This is a genomic window from Bradyrhizobium sp. GW821-FHT13H05 (genome assembly GCF_058804065.1).
Map to the genome: position 1 here is coordinate 158346 of NZ_JBXAPO010000008.1, position 18704 is coordinate 177049.

Genomic DNA, 18704 nt, shown 5'->3' on the forward strand with positions numbered 1-18704 from the left:
CCCGTGTCATGGATAAGTCGCATCAGCCGCCAAAAGGTTCCGTCACGGACGCGCGAGCAACAAAAAATGCGAAAACAACCCCATGCACAGTAGAAACCGTTTTCCGGCATGAGCCAGGGTCACGCGACGCAAGCATTTGACACGCCGGTGCAAAACCGCCGCTCCGCGCAATCCCCGCGCGACCTGCACCTTGCCTTCCAAATCCGGTTGCATGCTAGACTGGACGCCGTCCAAGGCAGGAGGAAAGCATGGCCGACAACAAGGCAAAGCGGGGCGGAGCTGATCGCGCCCTGATTGCGCTCACCGAAAAATACGAAGTCGCCTACTGGTCGAAGAAGTTCAAGGTGACCCCGGCCAAGCTGAAATACGCCGTCAAGAAGGTCGGCCACTCCGCCAAGAAGGTCGAAGCCTACATCAAGCTCCAGAAGCACCGCGCCGCCGACAAGAGCCGGATCGCGCTGAGCGAGACCTATGAGGTCCGCTACTGGTCGAAGAAATTCAAGATCACCCCCGCCAAGCTGAAGGCCGCCGTCGCCGCCGCCGGCCATTCCGCCAAGAAGGTGGAAGCCTATCTCGCCGCCCAGAAAGCGGCGAAAAAGGCCAAGAAGGCCAAGAAGACGGTCAAGCGGAAGACAAAGGCCTGAGACTTGAGGCGTCCACGGAGACAAGGATGAAATCCGGTCAAGTGATCCTCGCCTGTGCCCTTGTTGCCGCGGGCACCGCCAACATCGCCGTCGCCTCCGGCGCGACGCCCGCCAAGGTCTCGGGTTCGACGGCGCTGGCGCTCGCCGGCGTGATCGCGCCGCTGTCGCCGGACCTGACCGGCGCGGAGAAGAAGGCGGTGGCGATGCTGTTCGCCGCCAACGCCGACATCCCCTACAAGAAGGCGATCGTGGTGACGGCGGACCGGATCGTCTGCCGCACCGGCAATGTCGATATTACCGTTCGCAATTGCGAGGTGACCTTCGGCAAGAAGGTGAAGACCGTGAACGGCTCCACCGCCAACGAGATCTTCGCCACCGAAGCGCTGGCCGGCGTTCCGCCCGATGGCGCTGCGGGATCGAATTTCGAGAGCCTGAGCAAGCTCAGCTGCACGATCGATCCCAATGCGATCAGGCGCAAGGACGGCAGCGGGGCGGATTGCACGTTCCTGCCGGGGAATTGAGAGCCGGAGGGTGCCGTCAAATCGCCTCAAGACCAGCCAACTAATATGGCGAATTGAAAAGACAGGCCCCAAGAGCGAGCCAATATGGCCCGCAAGGCCCGGCACACCATGAAGAATTATCTCGCATTTTTGCTTGTTCTGACCGTCACGGCAGCCTCCGCGCATGGGCCGGGGCCTGCGAGGCTCATGACTGCGTCCGAGCTCGTCCGCGTCGGGCTCACCGACAACGACACCACCGCCGGCGGCACCGCGCGGCTGTGCGAGCAGGTCACCTTCTCGCGCGGCCTGCGCTACGGCGAGAGCGAGGCCAATGTGCTCGATGTCGCCACCAGCGGCGAGACCAAAGCGGACACGCCGCGGCCGGTGCTGCTGTTCGTGGCGGGCGACACCTTCACCGGCGATCATGCGGCGCCGGAGCTGTCGCGCCAGGTCCAGGACCAGGCCATGTGCTTTGCCGCGCGCAACGGCATGATCGGGGTGCGCGTCAACTATCGCCTGGCGCCGTCGGCGACCTGGCCCACCGGGGCAACCGACGTCGCGGCGGCGCTGTCCTGGATCCACGGCAATATCGACCTGTTCAATGGCGACGCCCGCGAGATCGTCGCGGTCGGCTATGGCGCCGGTGCCTTTCACGTCGCCACCCTGCTGGCCCATCCCGAGCTCCAGACCGACCGCGCCGACGTCGCGGGCGTCGTGCTGGTGTCCGGGATCTACCGCGTGGGCAAGGACGCCAGCGACAGCGAGAAGGCCTATCTCGGCGGCGACGCCACCCAGTACGACATGCGCTCAGTCTTTCCCGGCATCCTCAATGTCGACGTGCCGATCGTGCTGGCCTGGGCGACAGACGATACTGCGGGCGTCGTGAAACAGGGCGAGACCCTGAAGAAGACGCTCTGCGGCGCCGGCCACTGCCCGCGCGCCTCGCTGCTGCGCAGCCGCGACGGCATCGCCGCGGCGTTCGGGCTCGACGGCTCCGGCGACAGCCTTGCGGAGCCGACGCTACTGCTGGTGCATCAGCTCGAGGCGCGGGGTCTGCCGTAGCGGGGTTGCGGGGGCACTGAAGCTCCTGCACTGCCAGCCTCTGCATATTGCTGGACCCATACGGGCCGCGCATTCCAACCGCGACAATCAGTCTATCACCGTCATCCTGAGGTGGCCGCTTCTTCAGCGGCCCTCGAAGGACGACGGCCCGGCTCTCTCCGCGCGGTTGCGGCAGTGGCCGTTCATCCTTCGAGGCTCCGCCCGCGATGCGTTGCATCGTGGGCGTCGCACCTCAGGATGACGGAGTGAGATGCACGCGGCACGTCAATACGCTTGCCATTTTCGGTTCGGGCGGCAAGAAGCGCGCCATCAAGCCACACGATTGACAAACGCTTGACGTAGATTAACTCGCCTTGGTGCAGACTGAGCCGACCTCGTTGGGGGCCAACGACAAGGTGTCGAGCATGCGCGTCACCGGCAGATTGCTGTTCGTTCCGATCGTCGCCTTCGCGTCACTTGGCGCGATGTCGCAGCAACAGCACTCGGAGCAACCAGCCAGCGACAAGGACATCCGCATCGGCAATGTCATGCCGTATTCGGGGCCACTCTCGGAGTTCGGCGCGATCGGCCAGGCGGAAGCCGCCTATTTCGACATGGTCAACGCGCACGGCGGCATCAACGGCCACAAGATCCGCTTCATCACGCGCGACGACAATTCCGATCCCACGACCGCGCTGGAGCTGACGCGCAATCTGGTCGAGAAGGACGACGTGCATGTGATGTTCGGCTCGTTCGGCACGCCCGGCAACCTCGCCACGCGCTGGTACCTGAATGAGAAGAAGATCCCGCAGCTGTTCGTCGCGTCCGGCGACGAGGAGCTGAGCCAGGCCAAGGCGTTTCCCTGGACCATGGGCTGGCAGCCGTCGTTCCACTCGGAGGGACGGATCTACGCCAACTACATCCAGGCTTATTACCCGCAGAAGAAGATCGTGGTGCTCTGGCAGAACGACCAGTTCGGGCGCGCGCTGCTCAAGGGCATGGAGGAAGGCCTTGGCGACCTGAACCGTCACGTCCTCGTCGACATCGCCTTCGACATCAACGACGAGCATCTCGAAGGGCACGTCTCGATTCTCAAGCGCACGGGCGCCGATATCTTCGTCTTCCTCGGCGTGCCGTCGACCGCGTCCAAGGTGATCAAGCTGGCGGCGTCGCTGAAATGGCGCCCGGTCTTCGTCGTCAACGACGCCTCCGCCTCGATCGCCAATGCGATGGCGCCGGCGGGCCTGGAGAATTCCGCCGGCGTGATCTCGGCGGCCTTCTTGAAGGATCCGAGCGATCCTGCATGGAAGGACGATCCCGCCATGAAGGACTGGTTCACCTTCATGGACAGGTACCATCAGGTCGAAAGCACCAACAACAGCGCGGCGCTCTATGGCTACGCCGCGGCCGAGGCGCTGACGCAGGTGCTGAAGCAATGCGGCGAGGACTTCTCGCGCGAGAACATCATGCGTCAGGCGGCTTCGCTGAAGGCTTATCAGCCGTCTGTTGCGCTCCCCAATATCCGGATGAACACCTCGCCGAGCAACTACCTGCCGATCAAGCAGATGCGGCTGGTGCAGTTCGACGGGCGGTCCTGGCAGCCGTTTGGGGATGTGATCGAGACGGCGTTCACGGAAGGTGCGGCGCGGTGAGGTGACTCAGGCTGGCGTCATCCACGTGTGGGAGAGGTCGGCACTGCACCCGCGAAGGAGGTGCGCTCCCTCCCCCGCTTGCGGGGGAGGGTTGGGGAGAGGGTGCATCCGCAATCAAGAACACCCAAGAGGACAGAGCCCTCACCCCTGCCCTCTCCCGCAAGCGGGAGAGGGGGCGCACCTGCCTCTTGGCAACGCCCGGGCTCAATCAAAAGCCCGCTCACGCCGGCTTTAGCGAGGCCAGCGCGCTTTCCAGCAGCGAGCGGACGCGTGCGGCGTCGCCTGACTTCACCACCGCGGGATCGAGATAGAGCTCGAGCCCCGGCGCGCGCTCGGTGATGACGCCGCTCTTTTGCGCCGCCGCGTCGTTCAGCGCGTCGACCGAATAGGGAATGACCTCGCGGCTGATGCCCTTCATCGTGATCGCCGGCAGCGCGTGGGCGCGGACGATGTCGCTGACGAGGGCAAAGGTCTCGTAGCTCAGCACGATGCCGCCGGGTTCGGCGATCGATTGCAGGCGCGCGGCAAGGTTCGCCTCGGCGCCGATGATGGTGTAATCCATGCGGTCGCTGCTACCGAAATTGCCGACATTGCAATAGCCGGAATTGATGCCCATGCGGGCCTTGAACGGCAGCTCGATGCCGGAGGCGCGCCATTTCGCGTTGAGCTCGGCAAGCCGCTGCTGCATGCGCCAGGCCATCTGGAGACAGGCTTCCGCATCCGTTCGGTCGCCCTTGGTCTCGGGGTCGCCGAAGAAGATCAGCATGGCATCGCCGATGAACTTGTCGATGGTGCCGCCATATTCGTGGGCGATCGTCGACATCTCGGTGAAATATTCGTTGAGGAGCTGGGTCAGCAATTCAGGCTGAAGACGCTCCGCGGTCGCGGTGAAGTTCTGGATGTCGGAGAAGAAGATGGTGAGCTTCTTGCGCTCGGTGTGGATGATAACGTCCTTCTGGCCGGAGAAGATGCTCTTGTAGACCTGCGGCGGAATGTAGCGCGAGATCTTCATCGACAGCGATGCGAGGAAATCGTTGGCGGATTCGAGCTCCTTGTTCATGCCCTTGATGCGGCTGGCCTGGCGGCGCTGCAGCGACAGGAACGACAGGCCGCTGCCGGCAGCGATCAGGAAATAGGCCAGCAGGAACTTGAACGAGAAGATATTGGCGGCGATCGGCTGGGCGATGATGACTTCCTGGATACCTCTGACGTCGCCGACCTTCCAGTCCTTCTTCGGGCTTTCGGGGTGGCTGTTGTGGCAGCTCACGCAGGCCGGTCCCATCATGACGGGCGCGACGAGGCGGACCTTGTCAGAGAATAGCGAGGTCTCGGTGTCGACGATCTTCTGCTCGGGATCGGCACGCAATGCGGCGAGCGCATCCTTCTCGAAACTGTCGAGCTGGTGCGGGGCGCGGTTCTGGAACGGGAAGTCCGAGACGAAGCGGTAGGTGATATTCTCCTGCTGGGCGCCGATCACCCGGCCGAGCTCCAGCGACAGCGTCGCCGGGATCGGGATCGCGCCGGGAATGGACTCGTAGTTGTGCACGACCCTGGTGGTGCCGTTGGGGTTGGCGAGCACCCGCCCGACCACATTGGTGGCGTAATAGCTGCGCACGCTCGTGATCACCGAGTTGAGATCGACCGCCTGCCGGCGCAGCGCCGTCTTGGAGAGCTCGGTCAGGTCCAGCCACACCGCGAGCGGCAGAGCGAGCAGGAGAAAGGCGATCACGGCACCGGTCAGGATGCCGCTCTTGCGCTGTTCTTCGGAGATCTCTTGTTTCACCTTGTGGCTCCGTTGTGTGCAATTTTGTCGCAAATCTCCCGCGAGGCGCGACAAAGCCGGCGGCGGCACAGAGCCCATAAACGCTGGCCGGCGCAACCCCATTTTATGGTGGTCGGGCCAAACGGCTTTTCGTTTCATGACGAATGTTTAAGATCGACATGAACTTGCATTCACGCCGCGGGAGACTTTGATGACCGAGACCGTCCGCATCAGGCGCTTCAACGCGCGGCCCGTGATCGTGCCGATGAACCTGCCGCTCAAAACCTCGACCGGGGAGGTCGCCAAGGCGCCGCTGGTGCTGATCGACTGCGAGACCGACCAGGGCGCGGTGGGGCATGCCTATCTGTTCTCGATCACGCCATCGGCCCTGAAGCCGCTGACAGCGATGGTCACGGAAATGTCGGAGCTGCTCGCCGGCGACGAGCTGCTGCCGTTCGAGATCGAGCGCAAGCTGACCCAGCGCTTCACCCTGCTCGGCCTCGCCGGCCTGCAGCGGCTGGCGCAATCCGGCATCGACATGGCGGCATGGGATGCGCTCGCCCGCACACGCGGCCTGCCGCTGGCGAGGCTGCTCGGCGGCGCGCCGAAACCGGTCAAGGCTTACAACTCGAAGGGGCTCGGCATTATGGCTGTTGGCGCCGCGGTGGAGGAGGCTCACAAGCTGCTGGCCGAGGGTTTTCAAGCCGCTAAGATCCGCGTCGGCCGGCCCAATGCGCGCGACGATCTGGCTGTGGTTCGGGCTGTGCGCAAGGCGGTCGGCGACGACGTGACGCTGATGTGCGACTACAATCAGGCACTGACGGTGACCGAGGCCATCAGCCGCGGCGAGAAGCTCGACGACGAAGGCCTGACCTGGATCGAGGAGCCGATCCGGCACGACGATTATGAGGGCTGCGCCCGCATTGCGGACGCGCTGCGCACGCCGGTCCAGATCGGCGAGAATTTCGACAGCGCCTTCTCGATGCAGACCGCGCTCTCGGCGGAAGCCTGCGACTACGTGATGCCCGACGTGCAGCGCATCGGGGGCGTCACCGGGTGGCTGCGCGCCGCCGCGCTGGCGCACGCCGCCGGCATCGAGATGTCCACCCATCTGTTCTCGGAGGTCAGCGCGCACCTGCTCTGCGTGACGCCATCAGCGCATTGGCTGGAATATGTCGACTGGGCCGATGCGGTGCTTTCGACGCGGCTGACCATCAAGGACGGTTTTGCCCTGCCGAACGAGGAGCCCGGCAACGGGATTGCGTGGGACGAAGCCGCGGTGAGGAAGTATATGGTTGCCTGACACGGCGCGGCCTCGTAGCCCGGATGGCGCGCTGCGTAATCCGGGGTTTCTCGCCGCGGAGAGACTTTCCCGGATTGCGCTGCGCTCCATCCGGGCTACGACAACACTACGAAATCGAGTGACCGATCATGAGCCGCTTCTGGAGTTCCGTCGTCCGCGATCTCTCGCCCTACGTGCCGGGCGAGCAGCCGAAAATCCACGACCTCGTCAAGCTCAACACCAACGAGAACCCTTACGATCCCTCGCCGCATGTGCTGGCTGCGATCGCGGCCGCGACGGATCGCCTGCGCTTCTATCCCGATCCCGGCGCGACCGCTTTGCGCGAGGCGATCGCGGCGCGCTACGGCGTGGCGGCGGATGAAGTGTTCGTCGGCAACGGCTCGGACGAGGTGTTGGCCCACACGTTCCAGGGCCTCTTGAAGCACGAGGCGCCGCTGCTGTTTCCCGACATCACCTACAGCTTCTATCCGGTCTATAGCCGCCTGTACGGCATCCGCTACGAGGAGGTGCCGCTCGACGCCGCGATGAAGGTGCAGATTGCCGACTTCCGGCGGCCATGCGGGGCCATTCTCCTGCCCAATCCGAATGCCCCCACCGGCATCGCGCTTCCGCGCGACGCCATCGAAGCGCTGGTGACGGGGCATCCGGACCAGCTGGTGGTGGTCGACGAGGCCTATGTCGATTTCGGCGCCGAGAGCGCCGTGCCGCTGGTTGCGCGCTACGACAATCTCCTGGTCATCCAGACCCTCTCGAAGTCGCGGGCTCTCGCAGGCCTGCGCGTCGGCTTTGCCATCGGCCAGCGACCTTTGATCGAGGCGCTGGAGCGGGTGAAGGACAGCTTCAACTCCTATCCGCTCGATTGCCTCGCCATCGCCGGCGGCGTCGCGGCGATCAGGGACGAGGCCTGGTTCGAAGCGACCCGCGGGCGCATCATCGCGAGCCGGGAGAAGCTGGTCCGCGACCTCTCCGGCCTCGGCTTCGAGGTGGTGCCGTCGATGGCGAACTTCGTGTTCGCCCGCCATCCCGGCCACAGCGGCGCAGCGCTCGCCGCCGGGCTTCGCAAGCACGGCGTGCTGGTCCGACATTTCGCAAAGCCCCGCATCGGGGATTTTTTGCGGATCACGGTCGGGACGGAGGAGCAGTGCAGCCGCCTGATCGCCGTGGCGCGCGAGCTGGTCTGATCGCCCATGACCACGTGGCGGCCGCATCCCCACATCCGCGTCGTCGCGATCGGCCTGCATTGGCGGAACGGGCGGCTGCTCGCGGCCGAGGTGCGCGACGATGCGGGGCGGATCAAGGGCGTGCGTCCGCTCGGCGGCGAGATCGAGTTCGGCGAGAGCTGGCGGGCGGCGCTGCTGCGCGAATTCAACGAAGAGCTCGGCATCGACGTCACCATCATCGGCGAGCCGCTGGTGATGGAGAACATCTTTGTGCACGAGGGATCGACTGGCCACGAGGTGATGTTCATCGTCGAGGTCGCGTTTCCGCAACGTGCTTTCGCCGACCAGGATCGCATCGACTTCCGCGAGGATAATGGGGAAGAGATCGTCGCGCGCTGGTTCGACCTTGCGGAGCTGGACGTCGAGGGCGGGACTAAACTCTATCCAACCGGGTTGAAGGACTTGCTGCGCGGGAGATAGACCTAAATACGTCGCTGTTTCCCCATCGTCATTGCGAGCGCAGCGAAGCAATCCAGACTGCCGCCGCGGAGAGACACTGGATTGCTTCGCTGCGCTCGCAATGACGGAGCGTGGGACAACAGCGCCGTCTGGCCAACTACCACACCTCCGCGCCCGGGATTTTCCGGCGCACGGCCATGCGCTGGATCCAGATGCAGCGGCGGACGGATCTGTTGGAGCGGCCGACGGCGGAGATGCCCTCGCCGGCCTGAAGCAGCGGCGCGATGTTTTCGCGCAGCGTCCGGCAGCGTTGGAGCTCGGCCTGCCAGTCGATGATCGCCGCATTCGCGCGTGACGCCATCAGCGTCAGCACCGCCACGGCAAGACAGCTCACCCGCGTCGCGCGCGTTCCCTTCACTGTGATCCCTCCGAAACGCGCCGGTAGCGGAAATCGCAATGATCAGCGCCTTGCATGATCGTCTGCGTGCGCGTGAGCCTGACATCGGGGCCAAAGCCTTCCGCGGTCGCAAAGTCCGCGGTGCAGACCAGCAGGAAACCGAGCTCCGGCTCGCCCAGCGCCTTGTAGAACTCGGCATAGGCGCAACGCTTCACGTCGAACGCAAAGGCGTCCGGCGTCTGCTCGATGACGTCATAGGCGAGCGCGTCGTCGCGGGCATAGGTCTTGAACGCCGATGACACGGCCTTGCCGAGATCGGCCTCGTTTTTCGCCTTCCAGAATTCCTCGCCGAAGCCGCGATAGAGCTCGCCGAGCGCCTTGCGCACCAGCGCGTTGGCGCGGGCATCGCCGAGTTCGGCCTGGAGCGCCTTGACCAAGGGCACCAGCACCTGCGCCTGGATCTTTGCCTGTTCGATGACGGACATTGTCATGGGCAACCTCACGTCGGAGGTACGACCGTAACACAACACTATCGAAGGGTGAGATCTCGGCTTGCCGAGCCAAAGCTCGCGGCGGCAGCGGCATCGTGGCGGAGCAAGAAGTTCCAGTCGGTCTACGCTCTTCGAGCTACGCCGGACACCCTTCGCCACAATTTTCTGGGCTGTGCCACGCGAAGCCGAAGGCGAAGCGTGGTGGGCGCGACAGGGATCGAACCTGTGACCCCTACCATGTCAAGGTAGTGCTCTCCCGCTGAGCTACGCGCCCTAAAGATCCACTTGCGTTCGGGTCGGGTCCCTATAACGGCTCAGGGGAGCCGGTGCAAGGACCGAAGGGGGCCGATTTAGGCCGCCAGCATCTTGTTCACTTCGCTGACCAATTCGCGCAGATGCACGGGCTTGGACAGCACCTTGGCGTTCTTGGGGGCGTCCGAATCCGAGTTCAGGGCGACCGCGGCGAAGCCGGTGATGAACATGATCTTGATGTCGGGATCGAGTTCCGAAGCCCGGCGGGCGAGCTCGATACCGTCCATCTCCGGCATCACGATGTCGGTCAGCAGCATCTCGAACGGCTCTTCGCGGAGCCGCTGATAGGCGGCCATGCCGTTGTCATGGGACGAGACCTGAAAACCGGCGTTTTCCAGCGCCTTGACCAGGAAACGGCGCATGTCGTTGTCGTCTTCGGCGAGCAGGATCTTTGGCATGGCTGGAACGTCGAATCCCCAAGGCAGTCGCAAGGCAGTCAGCAGAGTTCACTAAGCCCGACAGAGGGTAAATTTCGGGTGAAAATCTTTACCCTGGGCCCGACCGGCGCGGCCTCCTTGTGAACCCGAATGGCTCGCGAATCAATCGAGCTGCGCCCGCCGATCCCCGCCTCGCTGCCCACACGGTTAAGACATGTTCCAGCGCCGATCACATCTTTTCGCTTGGCAGAATGGTTGCGATTCCGGACAATGACGACACATAAGAGCCGCTCGACCGGCCGAATCATTGCGCACAGGCCCTTGCCGGACCTTTTGCGGGTTCTGCGGTGCCGGATCTTGTGACGTCAAGGGATGAAGCCTGGGAATATGGGACGAAGCCTGAGAAGATGACGCGGTTTGACGGCGAGGTGTCGCCAGCCTTCGAGATCTTTGAGCCCGCCGAATGGCGCGCGCCTGTCATCTTCAACTCGCCCCATTCCGGCTCGACCTATCCGGACGAATTTTTGGCGGCCTCGCGGATCGACCTGCCGCAGCTGCGGCGGTCGGAAGATTCCTTCATGGACGAGCTGATCGGGCATTTGAGCCAGCGCGGCTTTCCGACCGTGCGGGTCAACTTTCCCCGCTCCTATGTCGACGTCAATCGCGAGCCCTATGAGCTCGATCCCCGGATGTTCACCGGACGGCTGCCGAGCTTTGCCAATACCCGCTCGATGCGGGTCGCGGGCGGCCTCGGCACCATCCCGCGCGTGGTTGGCGACGGCCAGGAGATCTATCGCGACCGCATTGCGGTCGACGACGCGCTGGGGCGGATCGAGACGCTCTACAAGCCCTACCACCGCGCGCTGCGCCGGCTGATCAACAAGGTGCACCAGATGTTCGGCACCGTGGTGCTGGTCGACTGCCATTCGATGCCCTCGGTCGGCGTCAGCAGAGACGAGCCGCGCCGGCCCGACATCGTGATCGGCGATCGCTACGGCACCAGCTGCACGCCGCTGCTGCCCGACCGGGTCGAGGAGACCATGGGAAGCCTCGGCTATTCGATCGGTCGCAACAAGCCCTATGCCGGCGGCTTCATCACTGAGCATTACGGCAATCCGGCGAGCGGGCTGCACGCCGTGCAGCTCGAGTTCAACCGCGCGATCTACATGGACGAGCGGCGGCGCGAGCGCGGCCCGCGCTTCGGCCAGGTCGCATCCGACTTCGGCGTGCTCGCCGACGTGCTGGCAACCACGATTCCGTTCGGCGATCTCGGCCCGTTCCAGGCCGCGGCGGAATAGACGACAGATTTTTCCTTGATGAGATCGGGCGTGCGCTCTTTGCGCACCCGGATATTCGCGGCGCGTTTGAAGCGAAAGCGAAGCCCAAGAAAAAAGGGCCGCTTCTGATGAAGAAGCGGCCCAAGTCTAGGGAGGAAACGCCCAAGGAGGGCAGCGGTAACGCAGAGCGCTACCGCACCGCAACAATATGCCGCCGCGACGCACAAAGTGCAAGGGCTTTTGAGCCGTTTCCCATGCAATACGCACATGGCTCATTTGCTTATAGCGAAACCCAGATTCAGTTTCTTTGATAAGGAAATTCAATGGGTTGATAGTCGTTTGCATACGAACGAGGCATACTCGGAACTAAGTTTTCAACTCTATGATCGATATTTGGCCAGCAGATGACTGAGGCGAGGCAGCCGGATTCGGCATCCAAAATACCAGGGTGCAAATCAAGACAGCGCTGCACGCGAGAAGCGAATTGAGCTAGGCAGGAGCGAGCTTCACCCGACTTTCGTTTTGAGGATGCGCCGTGACGGTGATCGACTTCTCAGCCTTCATCGGACGGCTCGCCACCGCCTCCGGCGAAACCATCCTGCCGTTCTTCCGCACCTCGCTGTCGATCGACGACAAGAGCAAGACGAAGGATTTCGACCCCGTGACGGAGGCCGACCGCGCCGCCGAGGCGGTGATGCGGCGGCTGATCAAGGCCAGCTTCCCCCAGCACGGCATCGTCGGCGAGGAATTCGGCAACGAGCGGGAAGACGCCGACTATGTCTGGGTGCTCGACCCCATCGACGGCACGAAATCCTTCATCGGCGGCTTTCCGATCTGGGGCACGCTGATCGCGCTGCTGCACAAGGGCACGCCGGTCTACGGCATGATGCACCAGCCCTTCATCGGCGAGCGTTTTTCCGGCGACAACGGCTCGGCCACCTATAAAGGCCCCTCCGGCGAGCGCCGGCTCCAGGTTCGCCGCTGCGCCGCGCTGTCGGAGGCGACGACCTACACCACCTCTCCGCTGCTGATGAACGAGCGCGACCGCGCCATTTTCGGCCGGATCGAGAAGGGCGCGCGGCTGTCGCGCTATGGCGGCGACTGCTACTCCTATTGCATGCTGGCGGCCGGCCATGTCGACCTCGTGGTCGAGACCGAGCTGAAACCCTATGATATCGCGGCCCTGATCCCGATCGTGACCGGCGCCGGCGGTGTCGTCACCACCTGGGAAGGCAAGCCGGCGCAAGGCGGCGGCCGCATCATCGCCGCCGGCGACGCGCGGGTTCACGAAGAAGCCCTGAAACTGCTCAACGGATAAGCGACCCAAGCAAGCGACCCAAAGAGGCCTGCATGAAAAACCGCCGCTCGCTCCTCCTCGCGCTCCTGCTGCTGGTTCCGACGCTCGCCTCCGCCCAGAATTTTCCTGCAAAACCGATCAAGCTGATCGTGCCGTTCCCGGCCGGCGGCCCCAACGACATCATCGCCCGCGTGATCGGCCAGCGCATGTCGGAGCTGTCAGGGCAGCCGGTGCTGATCGACAATCGCGGCGGCCAGGGCGGCGTGCTCGGCACCGACGCGGTCTCCAAGGCCGCGCCCGATGGCTACACCATCGCGATCTCCTCGGCCGGCGCGCTCGCGATCAGCCCGAGCATGGAACGCGTCGCCTACGACACGCAAAACGACCTCACGCCGGTGACGCTGGTTGCAACCGTGCCCGAAATGCTGGTCGTCGCCACCAATTTGCCGGCCAAGGACATCGGCGAGCTGATCGCGCTGGCGAAAGCGCAGCCCGGAAAGCTCAACTTCGCCTCCTCCGGCCCCGGCAGCCTGCCGCATCTCGCCGGCGAGCTGTTCAAGCTGACCGCCAAGATCGACATCGTGCACGTACCCTATCGTGGCGCGGCTCCTGCGGTGAACGACCTGCTGGGCCAGCAGGTGCAGATGACGTTCCTCGATCTCCCCGTGCTGCTGCCGCAGGTCAAGGCCGGCGCGTTGAAGCCGATCGCGGTCGGCTCGCCCGAGCGCGCCCCGACGGCGCCCGACGTCCCGACCACCGCGGAAGCGGGCTTTCCCGATCTGCGCATCGAGAACTGGTACGGCATGGTGGCGCCGAAGGGCACGCCGAAGGAGATCGTCACGGCGCTGCATGGTCTCGCGACCAAGGCGATGGCGGATCCCGCGGTGAAGGAGAAGCTCGCCGCGCAAGGCGCGACGCTGATCGGCGACGAGCCGGAGCATTTTCGCGCGTTCATCGCGGACGAGACCAAGAAATGGGCGAAGGTGATCAAGGACGCGGGCGTGGAGACGGCGAAGTAACGCTGTCTTCCCCTCCCCCTCACACCGCCTCGGCCCTTAAATGCTCCACCAGCATCTTGGCCGGCCTTGGCAGCGTCTTGAAGCTGCGCGCGCAGATCACGAGCTTGCGGTTGGCCCAGGCGTCGCGCAGGCGGACCATGGCGAGCGGCATCAGCTTGGCGCAGCGGCGGGCGGCGGAGATCGGCACCAGGGCAACGCCGACGTCGGCGGCGACCATCTGGCAGATCGCATCGAAATCGCGCATCCGCGCGCGGTAATGCGGGCGCATGCCGAGCCGGGCGGCGTGCTTCGAAATATGAACCTGGAGCGCGGTGGCGCTGGTGAGCCCGACAAAGTCGCAAGCCGCCGCTTCCTGGAAATCGATCTGGCGGCGGCCCGCGAACGGGCCGCGCCGCGACGTCACCAGCGTCAGATGATCCTCGCTGAAGACGAAGCGCTCGATATGGTCGGGCAGCGCGTGCTCGGCGGCAAAGCCGAGATCGGCAGCACCTGCGGTGATCGCGGCCGCGATGTCGGTGCTCTCGCGCTCCTCGATGTCGACGGCGACATCGCGATGCTCGTGCAGGAATCCCGCAAGCGCCTTCGGCAGATGCTCCGACAGCCCCGAGGTGTTGACCAGGAAATGCACGCTCGCGCGCACGCCGCTGGCAAAGCCGGCGAGATCGCCGCGCATGGCGTCGATCTGGTGGATCACGAGCCGCGCATGGTCGAGCAGGCTCTCGCCGGCCGCGGTCAGTTCGACGCCGCGGCGCCCGCGCTTGAGCAGCGCGACGCCGAGCGCGTCCTCCAGCCCCTTAATGCGCGCGCTGGCCGAGGCCAGCGCCAGATGCGAGCGCTCGGCGCCACGGGTGATGCTGCGCTGGTCGGCGACTGCGATAAAGAGCTGGAGGTCGACGAGATCGAAGCGCATGGCAGGTCCCCTCAGGCTTCGTAGCTGACGAAGGCAGTCTCCGTAACCTCCAGATTGTGCCGGGGCGCGGCTTCGGTCAATGTGCCTGATATGATCGACCCTCTGCTCATTCTCATCGCCGCCGTGTTCCTGCTCGCCGGATTCGTCAAGGGCGTCGTCGGGCTCGGCCTGCCGACGGTGTCCATGGGCCTGCTCGCGGTGAGCATGGCGCCGAGCCGCGCCATCGCCATCGTGATCGTGCCCGCCATCGTCACCAACATCTGGCAGACTTTTGTCGGCCCTTACCTGCGCGACATTCTGCGGCGGCTGTGGCCGCTGATGATCGGCACCGTGATCGGATGCTGGCTCAACGCCGGCGCGCTGACCGGTCCACATGCGCGCTACGGCACGATCGTGCTCGGCGTTCTACTGGTGATCTATGCGGTGATCGGCCTCAGCAAATTTCAGTTCCGCGTCGCGACACAGAACGAAAAATGGGTCGGCGGCGTGGTCGGCGTGGTCACCGGCGTGATCTCGGCCTCGACAGGCGTGCAGGTGATCCCGTCGATGCCGTTCATGCAGGCGATCGGCATGGAGAAGGACGAGCTGGTGCAGGCGCTCGGCGTATTCTTCACCACCGCGACGCTGGCGCTCGCCTTCAACCTCACCGCCGGCGGATTGCTGACGCCGGCCAATGCCGTGCCGGGCGCGGTGGGCCTCGCCATGGCCTTCGCCGGCATGTTCATCGGCCAGTCAGTGCGGGCGCGGATGCCGGCGGAAGCGTTCCGCCGCTGGTTCCTGATCGCGATGATCTTGCTCGGCGTTTATCTCGCCGGCAGCGCGCTGCTGAAAGAGTTCGCCTGACGCTCAAGATTTCGGTTCGTAGCCGGGCACCCATTTTTCGTGCTGGGGCAGATCGTCCTTTATGGTCCACCACGGCGCGCGCGACGTGGTGAAGACGTGCAGGCGGGGCCTGACTTGCGGATCGTCATCGAGCAGGCCAGCGGGAATGCTGACGGTCGGTAGATAGCTCGCCTTGCCCGGCGTCAGACAGCCGCAAATCTTGCAGCGATGGCGGAAACTCCCCGGCGCGGATTCGTAAGGCGTCGTCATGTCCTCGCCCGCGACGAAGCGAAACTTGTCGGCATCGACATGGGCATAGGTGGCGAAAGCCGCGCCGGTCAGCTTGCGGCAATTGGCGCAATGACAGTGCGTGAGCGCCCGCACCTGGTCGACCTCGAAACGCACGGCGCCGTATAGACAGCTTCCACGAACCATCGAAACCTCCCTCGCGCGGCCTCTATCGGGCCGATTATATGCCGTACCCATCATCCGTTCGGATGAGTTACCGCGTCTCCAGCATGGCGACGCGGATGCCGAGATAGATGAAGAGACCACCAAGTGCGCGGTTGACCCAGGCGATCGCACCTTCGGAGGTCCGCAGGCGGTGGGCGGCCTTGGCCGCGAACGCCGCCAGCACCAGGCACCACAGCGTCCCCGTAAAGATGAAGATCAGGCCGAGCGTCAGAAAGGCGAGCGGCTTGTGCGGCGCATCGGCTGCGACGAATTGCGGCAGGAAGGCGAGGAAGAACAGCGCGACCTTGGGATTGAGCGCATTGGTGAAGACGCCCTGGAGGAAAACCCGCCGCAGCGAGCTCCTCTCGGCTTCGTCCCTGGCCGCCGCCAGCACCGGCCGCGACCACAACATCTGAAGCCCGGTCACCACGAGATAGGCCGCGCCAACCAGTTTCAGGATCGAGAACCCGGTGGACGAGGCCATCAGCAGGGCCGAAAGGCCGATCGCGGCACCCGCGACATGGAAAAAGCAGCCGCAACTGATGCCAAATGCCGCGGCCGCGCCGCCGCGCCAGCCCATCTGCATGCTGCGGCCGATGACATAGACCGAGTCAGGCCCCGGCGTGATGTTGAGCAGCACGCCCGACAGGACGAAGAGCCAGATTTCGTGAATGCCCAGCATGCGTGAGGTGCCCCGCTGCGACCGTCGGTCTCAAGCGGCTGGGCTTAATCGGTCCACCCGCCGCCGTCCACCTCCGGAACTGCGGAGGATTTACCTCGAATTTGCAATGCGGATCATACTATCGCTCGGCCGCATCTGTTCTATAAAGGCTGAGTTCTTGCAATGCGGGATTCGAGGCGACTGCCACGCCGTGGCCGGTCCCAGGTCCCTTGCCAGGTCTCTTGGAGCTCCGAGGATATGGAAAGACGTCTGGCCGCCATCGTCTGCGCCGATGTCGCCGGCTATTCGCGCATGATGGGCAGCGACGAGGCCGGCACCCACGCCGCCTTCAAGGCCCATCGCAGCGCGATCCACCCCATCATCCTCAATCACGGCGGCCGCGTCGTGAAAAACACCGGCGACGGCTTCCTGCTGGAGTTCCCCTCGATCGTCGGCGCCACAGAGGCCGCGATCGCGATGCAGACGCTGATGGCGGAGCGCAACCACCATCTTCCGGCCGACCGCGCCATGCAGTTCCGGCTCGGCATCCACATGGGCGACGTCATCGCCGACGAGGACGAGGTCTTCGGTGACGATGTCAACATTGCCGTCCGCCTCGAATCCGTGGCGAGCCCCGGCGGCTTCGCCATCTCTACCAAGGCCTATCGCGAAGCGAGCAAGCATCTGACCGTGCGGCTGGTCGATGGCGGCAACCATCGCTTCAAGAACATCAAGGATCCGATCGGCATCTGGACCTGGTCGCCGGAGGGCGCGCCTGCGCTCGCTCCCGAGCTCCGGGAAGTGTCCGCGCTCTCGCAGCAGTACCGCACCGCGATCGTCGGCGTGCTGCCCTTCGCCAATCTCAGCGACGCCCAGGACGAATATTTCTCGGACGGCCTGACCGAGGATCTGATCCACGCGCTGTCGCTGCAATCCTTCTATCGCGTGCTGAGCCGCAACTCGACCTTCACCTTCAAAGGCAACAATGTGAGCACCCGCCTGATCGCGCGGGAGATCGATGCGACCTATTTGATCCAGGGTTCGGTGCGGCGCGCCGGAGCCAAGATCCGCGTCACCGCCGAGCTGATTGCACCGGAGACCGGCGAGCAACTCTGGACCGGCCGCTACGACCGCGACATCGGCGACCTGTTCGCGATGCAGGACGAGATCACCACCAATTTGTCCGCGGCCATCGCCACCGAGATCGTCCGTGCCGAGGCCTCGGCGCCGGCGCGGATCTCGACCGACGTGACCGCCTGGGATCGCTTCCTCAAGGGGCTGTCGCATTATTACCGGCAGACCAAGGAAGACCTCGCAACTGCGGTCGACCTGTTCCGGGAGGCCATCGAGCTCGACCCCAAACTGTCGATCGCGCATGCCTATCTCGCCACGATCCAGATCCAGAGCATCCAGTTCGGCTGGGTCAAGGGCACGCGGGAGATGTGGGCCGAGGCGATGAACCTCGCCGAGACCAGCGTCCGGCTTGATCCGCGCTCCTCCTTCGCGTTCTCGATCCTGTCCTGGGCGCATGCGATGGAAGGGCATTACGAGGCTGCGATGGATGCCGCCAAGCGCGCGGTCGCGCTCAATCCCTACGACAACGGCGCGCGCGGCGTGCTCGGCATCTGCCATTTCGTCGTCGGCGAGCACCGCGAGGCGATCGAGCTGTTCTCGATGGCCGCGCAGCGCGACAACAGCGATCCGCGCTACCAATGGGCCGCGTTGAACGCCTTCAGCCATTATCTCTTGAGGCAGTATGACGCGACCCTGTCCTGGGCCCGCGAGCAGCTCTACATCAACCCGAACCACTTGCAGGCGCTGGCGATCCGCGCCGCGGCGCTGGCGCAATTGGGACGAAGCGGCGAAGCGACCGAAGCCACCGGCGTGCTCATGGGCAACTACCCGACCCTGAACGTCGATCGTCACCTGCGCAATTTCCACTGGAAGCGGCCCGAGGACATCGCCCATTACCGCGACGGGCTGCTGAAAGCGGGCGTGCCACTCGGCAAGCTGACCCTGGTCCAGAGCGACTTCAAACGCGCCGCCGAGTCCTGACAGAGCGGTCGCGGTCCTGCCGCACCCTTTCACGGTCTCCTCACGGCCTCTGGCGAGACCGCGCCTGCTCTTGTTGACAGGACAGTGAAATCAGCCACACTTCGTTACATCC

At 64.5% G+C, this 18704-nt stretch carries 19 protein-coding genes and 1 tRNA gene; 12 read left to right on the forward strand and 8 right to left on the reverse strand.

Features of this window, described 5'->3' with window-relative positions; all coding sequences use genetic code 11:
* Positions 1 to 248 precede the first annotated feature (248 nt).
* The 4 genes from AC1RR3_RS24100 (at position 249) to AC1RR3_RS24115 (ending at position 3837) form a co-directional block, all read left to right on the forward strand.
* A complete protein-coding gene (locus tag AC1RR3_RS24100) occupies positions 249 to 644 on the forward strand; it encodes a DUF3606 domain-containing protein (protein ID WP_492825583.1) in 396 nt (131 codons plus the stop codon).
* 26 nt (positions 645 to 670) lie between these two features.
* Positions 671 to 1165, forward strand: a complete 495-nt coding sequence (locus AC1RR3_RS24105; protein ID WP_492825584.1) for a hypothetical protein — start codon at positions 671 to 673, stop codon at positions 1163 to 1165.
* A gap of 108 nt (positions 1166 to 1273) precedes the next feature.
* Positions 1274 to 2206: an alpha/beta hydrolase gene (locus AC1RR3_RS24110; RefSeq protein WP_492825721.1), complete on the forward strand. Its 933-nt coding sequence runs from the start codon at positions 1274 to 1276 to the stop codon at positions 2204 to 2206.
* A gap of 404 nt (positions 2207 to 2610) precedes the next feature.
* Positions 2611 to 3837, forward strand: coding sequence for an ABC transporter substrate-binding protein (locus tag AC1RR3_RS24115; protein WP_492825722.1), 1227 nt, complete (start codon positions 2611 to 2613; stop codon positions 3835 to 3837).
* A 220-nt stretch (positions 3838 to 4057) separates the two neighbouring features.
* On the opposite strand, the gene AC1RR3_RS24120 is transcribed toward AC1RR3_RS24115, so the two are convergent.
* Positions 4058 to 5620, reverse strand: coding sequence for an adenylate/guanylate cyclase domain-containing protein (locus AC1RR3_RS24120; protein WP_492825585.1), 1563 nt, complete (start codon positions 5618 to 5620; stop codon positions 4058 to 4060).
* Positions 5621 to 5810: 190 nt separating this feature from the next.
* Here AC1RR3_RS24120 and AC1RR3_RS24125 point away from each other — a divergent pair, with 190 nt between their 5' ends.
* The 3 genes from AC1RR3_RS24125 to AC1RR3_RS24135 all read left to right on the forward strand — a co-directional run bounded on the left by AC1RR3_RS24125 (position 5811) and on the right by AC1RR3_RS24135 (position 8542).
* Complete coding sequence (locus tag AC1RR3_RS24125; protein ID WP_492825586.1) at positions 5811 to 6902, forward strand: enolase C-terminal domain-like protein; 1092 nt, start codon at positions 5811 to 5813, stop codon at positions 6900 to 6902.
* Positions 6903 to 7030: 128 nt separating this feature from the next.
* Positions 7031 to 8083 carry a histidinol-phosphate transaminase gene (hisC, locus tag AC1RR3_RS24130; protein WP_492825587.1) on the forward strand — a complete coding sequence of 351 codons (1053 nt, stop codon included), beginning with the start codon at positions 7031 to 7033 and terminating at the stop codon, positions 8081 to 8083.
* A gap of 6 nt (positions 8084 to 8089) precedes the next feature.
* Positions 8090 to 8542 (forward strand): NUDIX hydrolase, encoded by a 453-nt coding sequence (locus AC1RR3_RS24135; protein WP_492825588.1) that lies wholly within the window; start codon positions 8090 to 8092, stop codon positions 8540 to 8542.
* Between the two features lie 136 nt (positions 8543 to 8678).
* Here AC1RR3_RS24135 and AC1RR3_RS24140 read toward each other — a convergent pair whose 3' ends face one another.
* The 4 genes from AC1RR3_RS24140 to cpdR form a co-directional block, all read right to left on the reverse strand.
* Positions 8679 to 8882 carry a hypothetical protein gene (locus tag AC1RR3_RS24140; protein ID WP_492825723.1) on the reverse strand — a complete coding sequence of 68 codons (204 nt, stop codon included), beginning with the start codon at positions 8880 to 8882 and terminating at the stop codon, positions 8679 to 8681.
* Positions 8883 to 8935: 53 nt separating this feature from the next.
* On the reverse strand, positions 8936 to 9409 hold the full coding sequence (locus AC1RR3_RS24145) for an L-2-amino-thiazoline-4-carboxylic acid hydrolase (protein ID WP_492825589.1): 474 nt from the start codon (positions 9407 to 9409) through the stop codon (positions 8936 to 8938).
* 199 nt (positions 9410 to 9608) lie between these two features.
* A tRNA-Val gene (locus AC1RR3_RS24150) sits at positions 9609 to 9683 on the reverse strand.
* A gap of 76 nt (positions 9684 to 9759) precedes the next feature.
* Positions 9760 to 10119 carry a cell cycle two-component system response regulator CpdR gene (cpdR, locus tag AC1RR3_RS24155; RefSeq protein ID WP_007597092.1) on the reverse strand — a complete coding sequence of 120 codons (360 nt, stop codon included), beginning with the start codon at positions 10117 to 10119 and terminating at the stop codon, positions 9760 to 9762.
* A 386-nt stretch (positions 10120 to 10505) separates the two neighbouring features.
* Here cpdR and AC1RR3_RS24160 point away from each other — a divergent pair, with 386 nt between their 5' ends.
* The 3 genes from AC1RR3_RS24160 (at position 10506) to AC1RR3_RS24170 (ending at position 13691) form a co-directional block, all read left to right on the forward strand.
* Entirely contained in the window at positions 10506 to 11396 is an 891-nt protein-coding gene (locus tag AC1RR3_RS24160) for an N-formylglutamate amidohydrolase (protein WP_492825590.1), read from the forward strand.
* Between the two features lie 514 nt (positions 11397 to 11910).
* On the forward strand, positions 11911 to 12693 hold the full coding sequence (gene hisN, locus AC1RR3_RS24165; RefSeq protein WP_492825591.1) for a histidinol-phosphatase: 783 nt from the start codon (positions 11911 to 11913) through the stop codon (positions 12691 to 12693).
* A 32-nt stretch (positions 12694 to 12725) separates the two neighbouring features.
* A complete protein-coding gene (locus AC1RR3_RS24170; protein WP_492825592.1) occupies positions 12726 to 13691 on the forward strand; it encodes a Bug family tripartite tricarboxylate transporter substrate binding protein in 966 nt (321 codons plus the stop codon).
* Positions 13692 to 13710: 19 nt separating this feature from the next.
* Here the strand turns inward: AC1RR3_RS24170 and AC1RR3_RS24175 are convergent, their stop codons facing one another.
* Positions 13711 to 14601 carry a LysR substrate-binding domain-containing protein gene (locus tag AC1RR3_RS24175; RefSeq protein WP_492825593.1) on the reverse strand — a complete coding sequence of 297 codons (891 nt, stop codon included), beginning with the start codon at positions 14599 to 14601 and terminating at the stop codon, positions 13711 to 13713.
* A gap of 90 nt (positions 14602 to 14691) precedes the next feature.
* Here AC1RR3_RS24175 and AC1RR3_RS24180 point away from each other — a divergent pair, with 90 nt between their 5' ends.
* Positions 14692 to 15444 carry a sulfite exporter TauE/SafE family protein gene (locus AC1RR3_RS24180; protein WP_492825594.1) on the forward strand — a complete coding sequence of 251 codons (753 nt, stop codon included), beginning with the start codon at positions 14692 to 14694 and terminating at the stop codon, positions 15442 to 15444.
* 3 nt (positions 15445 to 15447) lie between these two features.
* Here AC1RR3_RS24180 and AC1RR3_RS24185 read toward each other — a convergent pair whose 3' ends face one another.
* The gene (locus tag AC1RR3_RS24185) at positions 15448 to 15858 is read right to left on the reverse strand and encodes a GFA family protein (RefSeq protein ID WP_492825595.1); all 411 of its coding nucleotides are present in this window, start codon (positions 15856 to 15858) and stop codon (positions 15448 to 15450) included.
* 67 nt (positions 15859 to 15925) lie between these two features.
* Positions 15926 to 16558, reverse strand: a complete 633-nt coding sequence (locus tag AC1RR3_RS24190; RefSeq protein ID WP_492825596.1) for a LysE family translocator — start codon at positions 16556 to 16558, stop codon at positions 15926 to 15928.
* A 237-nt stretch (positions 16559 to 16795) separates the two neighbouring features.
* On the opposite strand from AC1RR3_RS24190, the gene AC1RR3_RS24195 reads away from it, so the two are divergent.
* The gene (locus tag AC1RR3_RS24195; protein WP_492825597.1) at positions 16796 to 18592 is read left to right on the forward strand and encodes an adenylate/guanylate cyclase domain-containing protein; all 1797 of its coding nucleotides are present in this window, start codon (positions 16796 to 16798) and stop codon (positions 18590 to 18592) included.
* Positions 18593 to 18704: the final 112 nt, after the last annotated feature.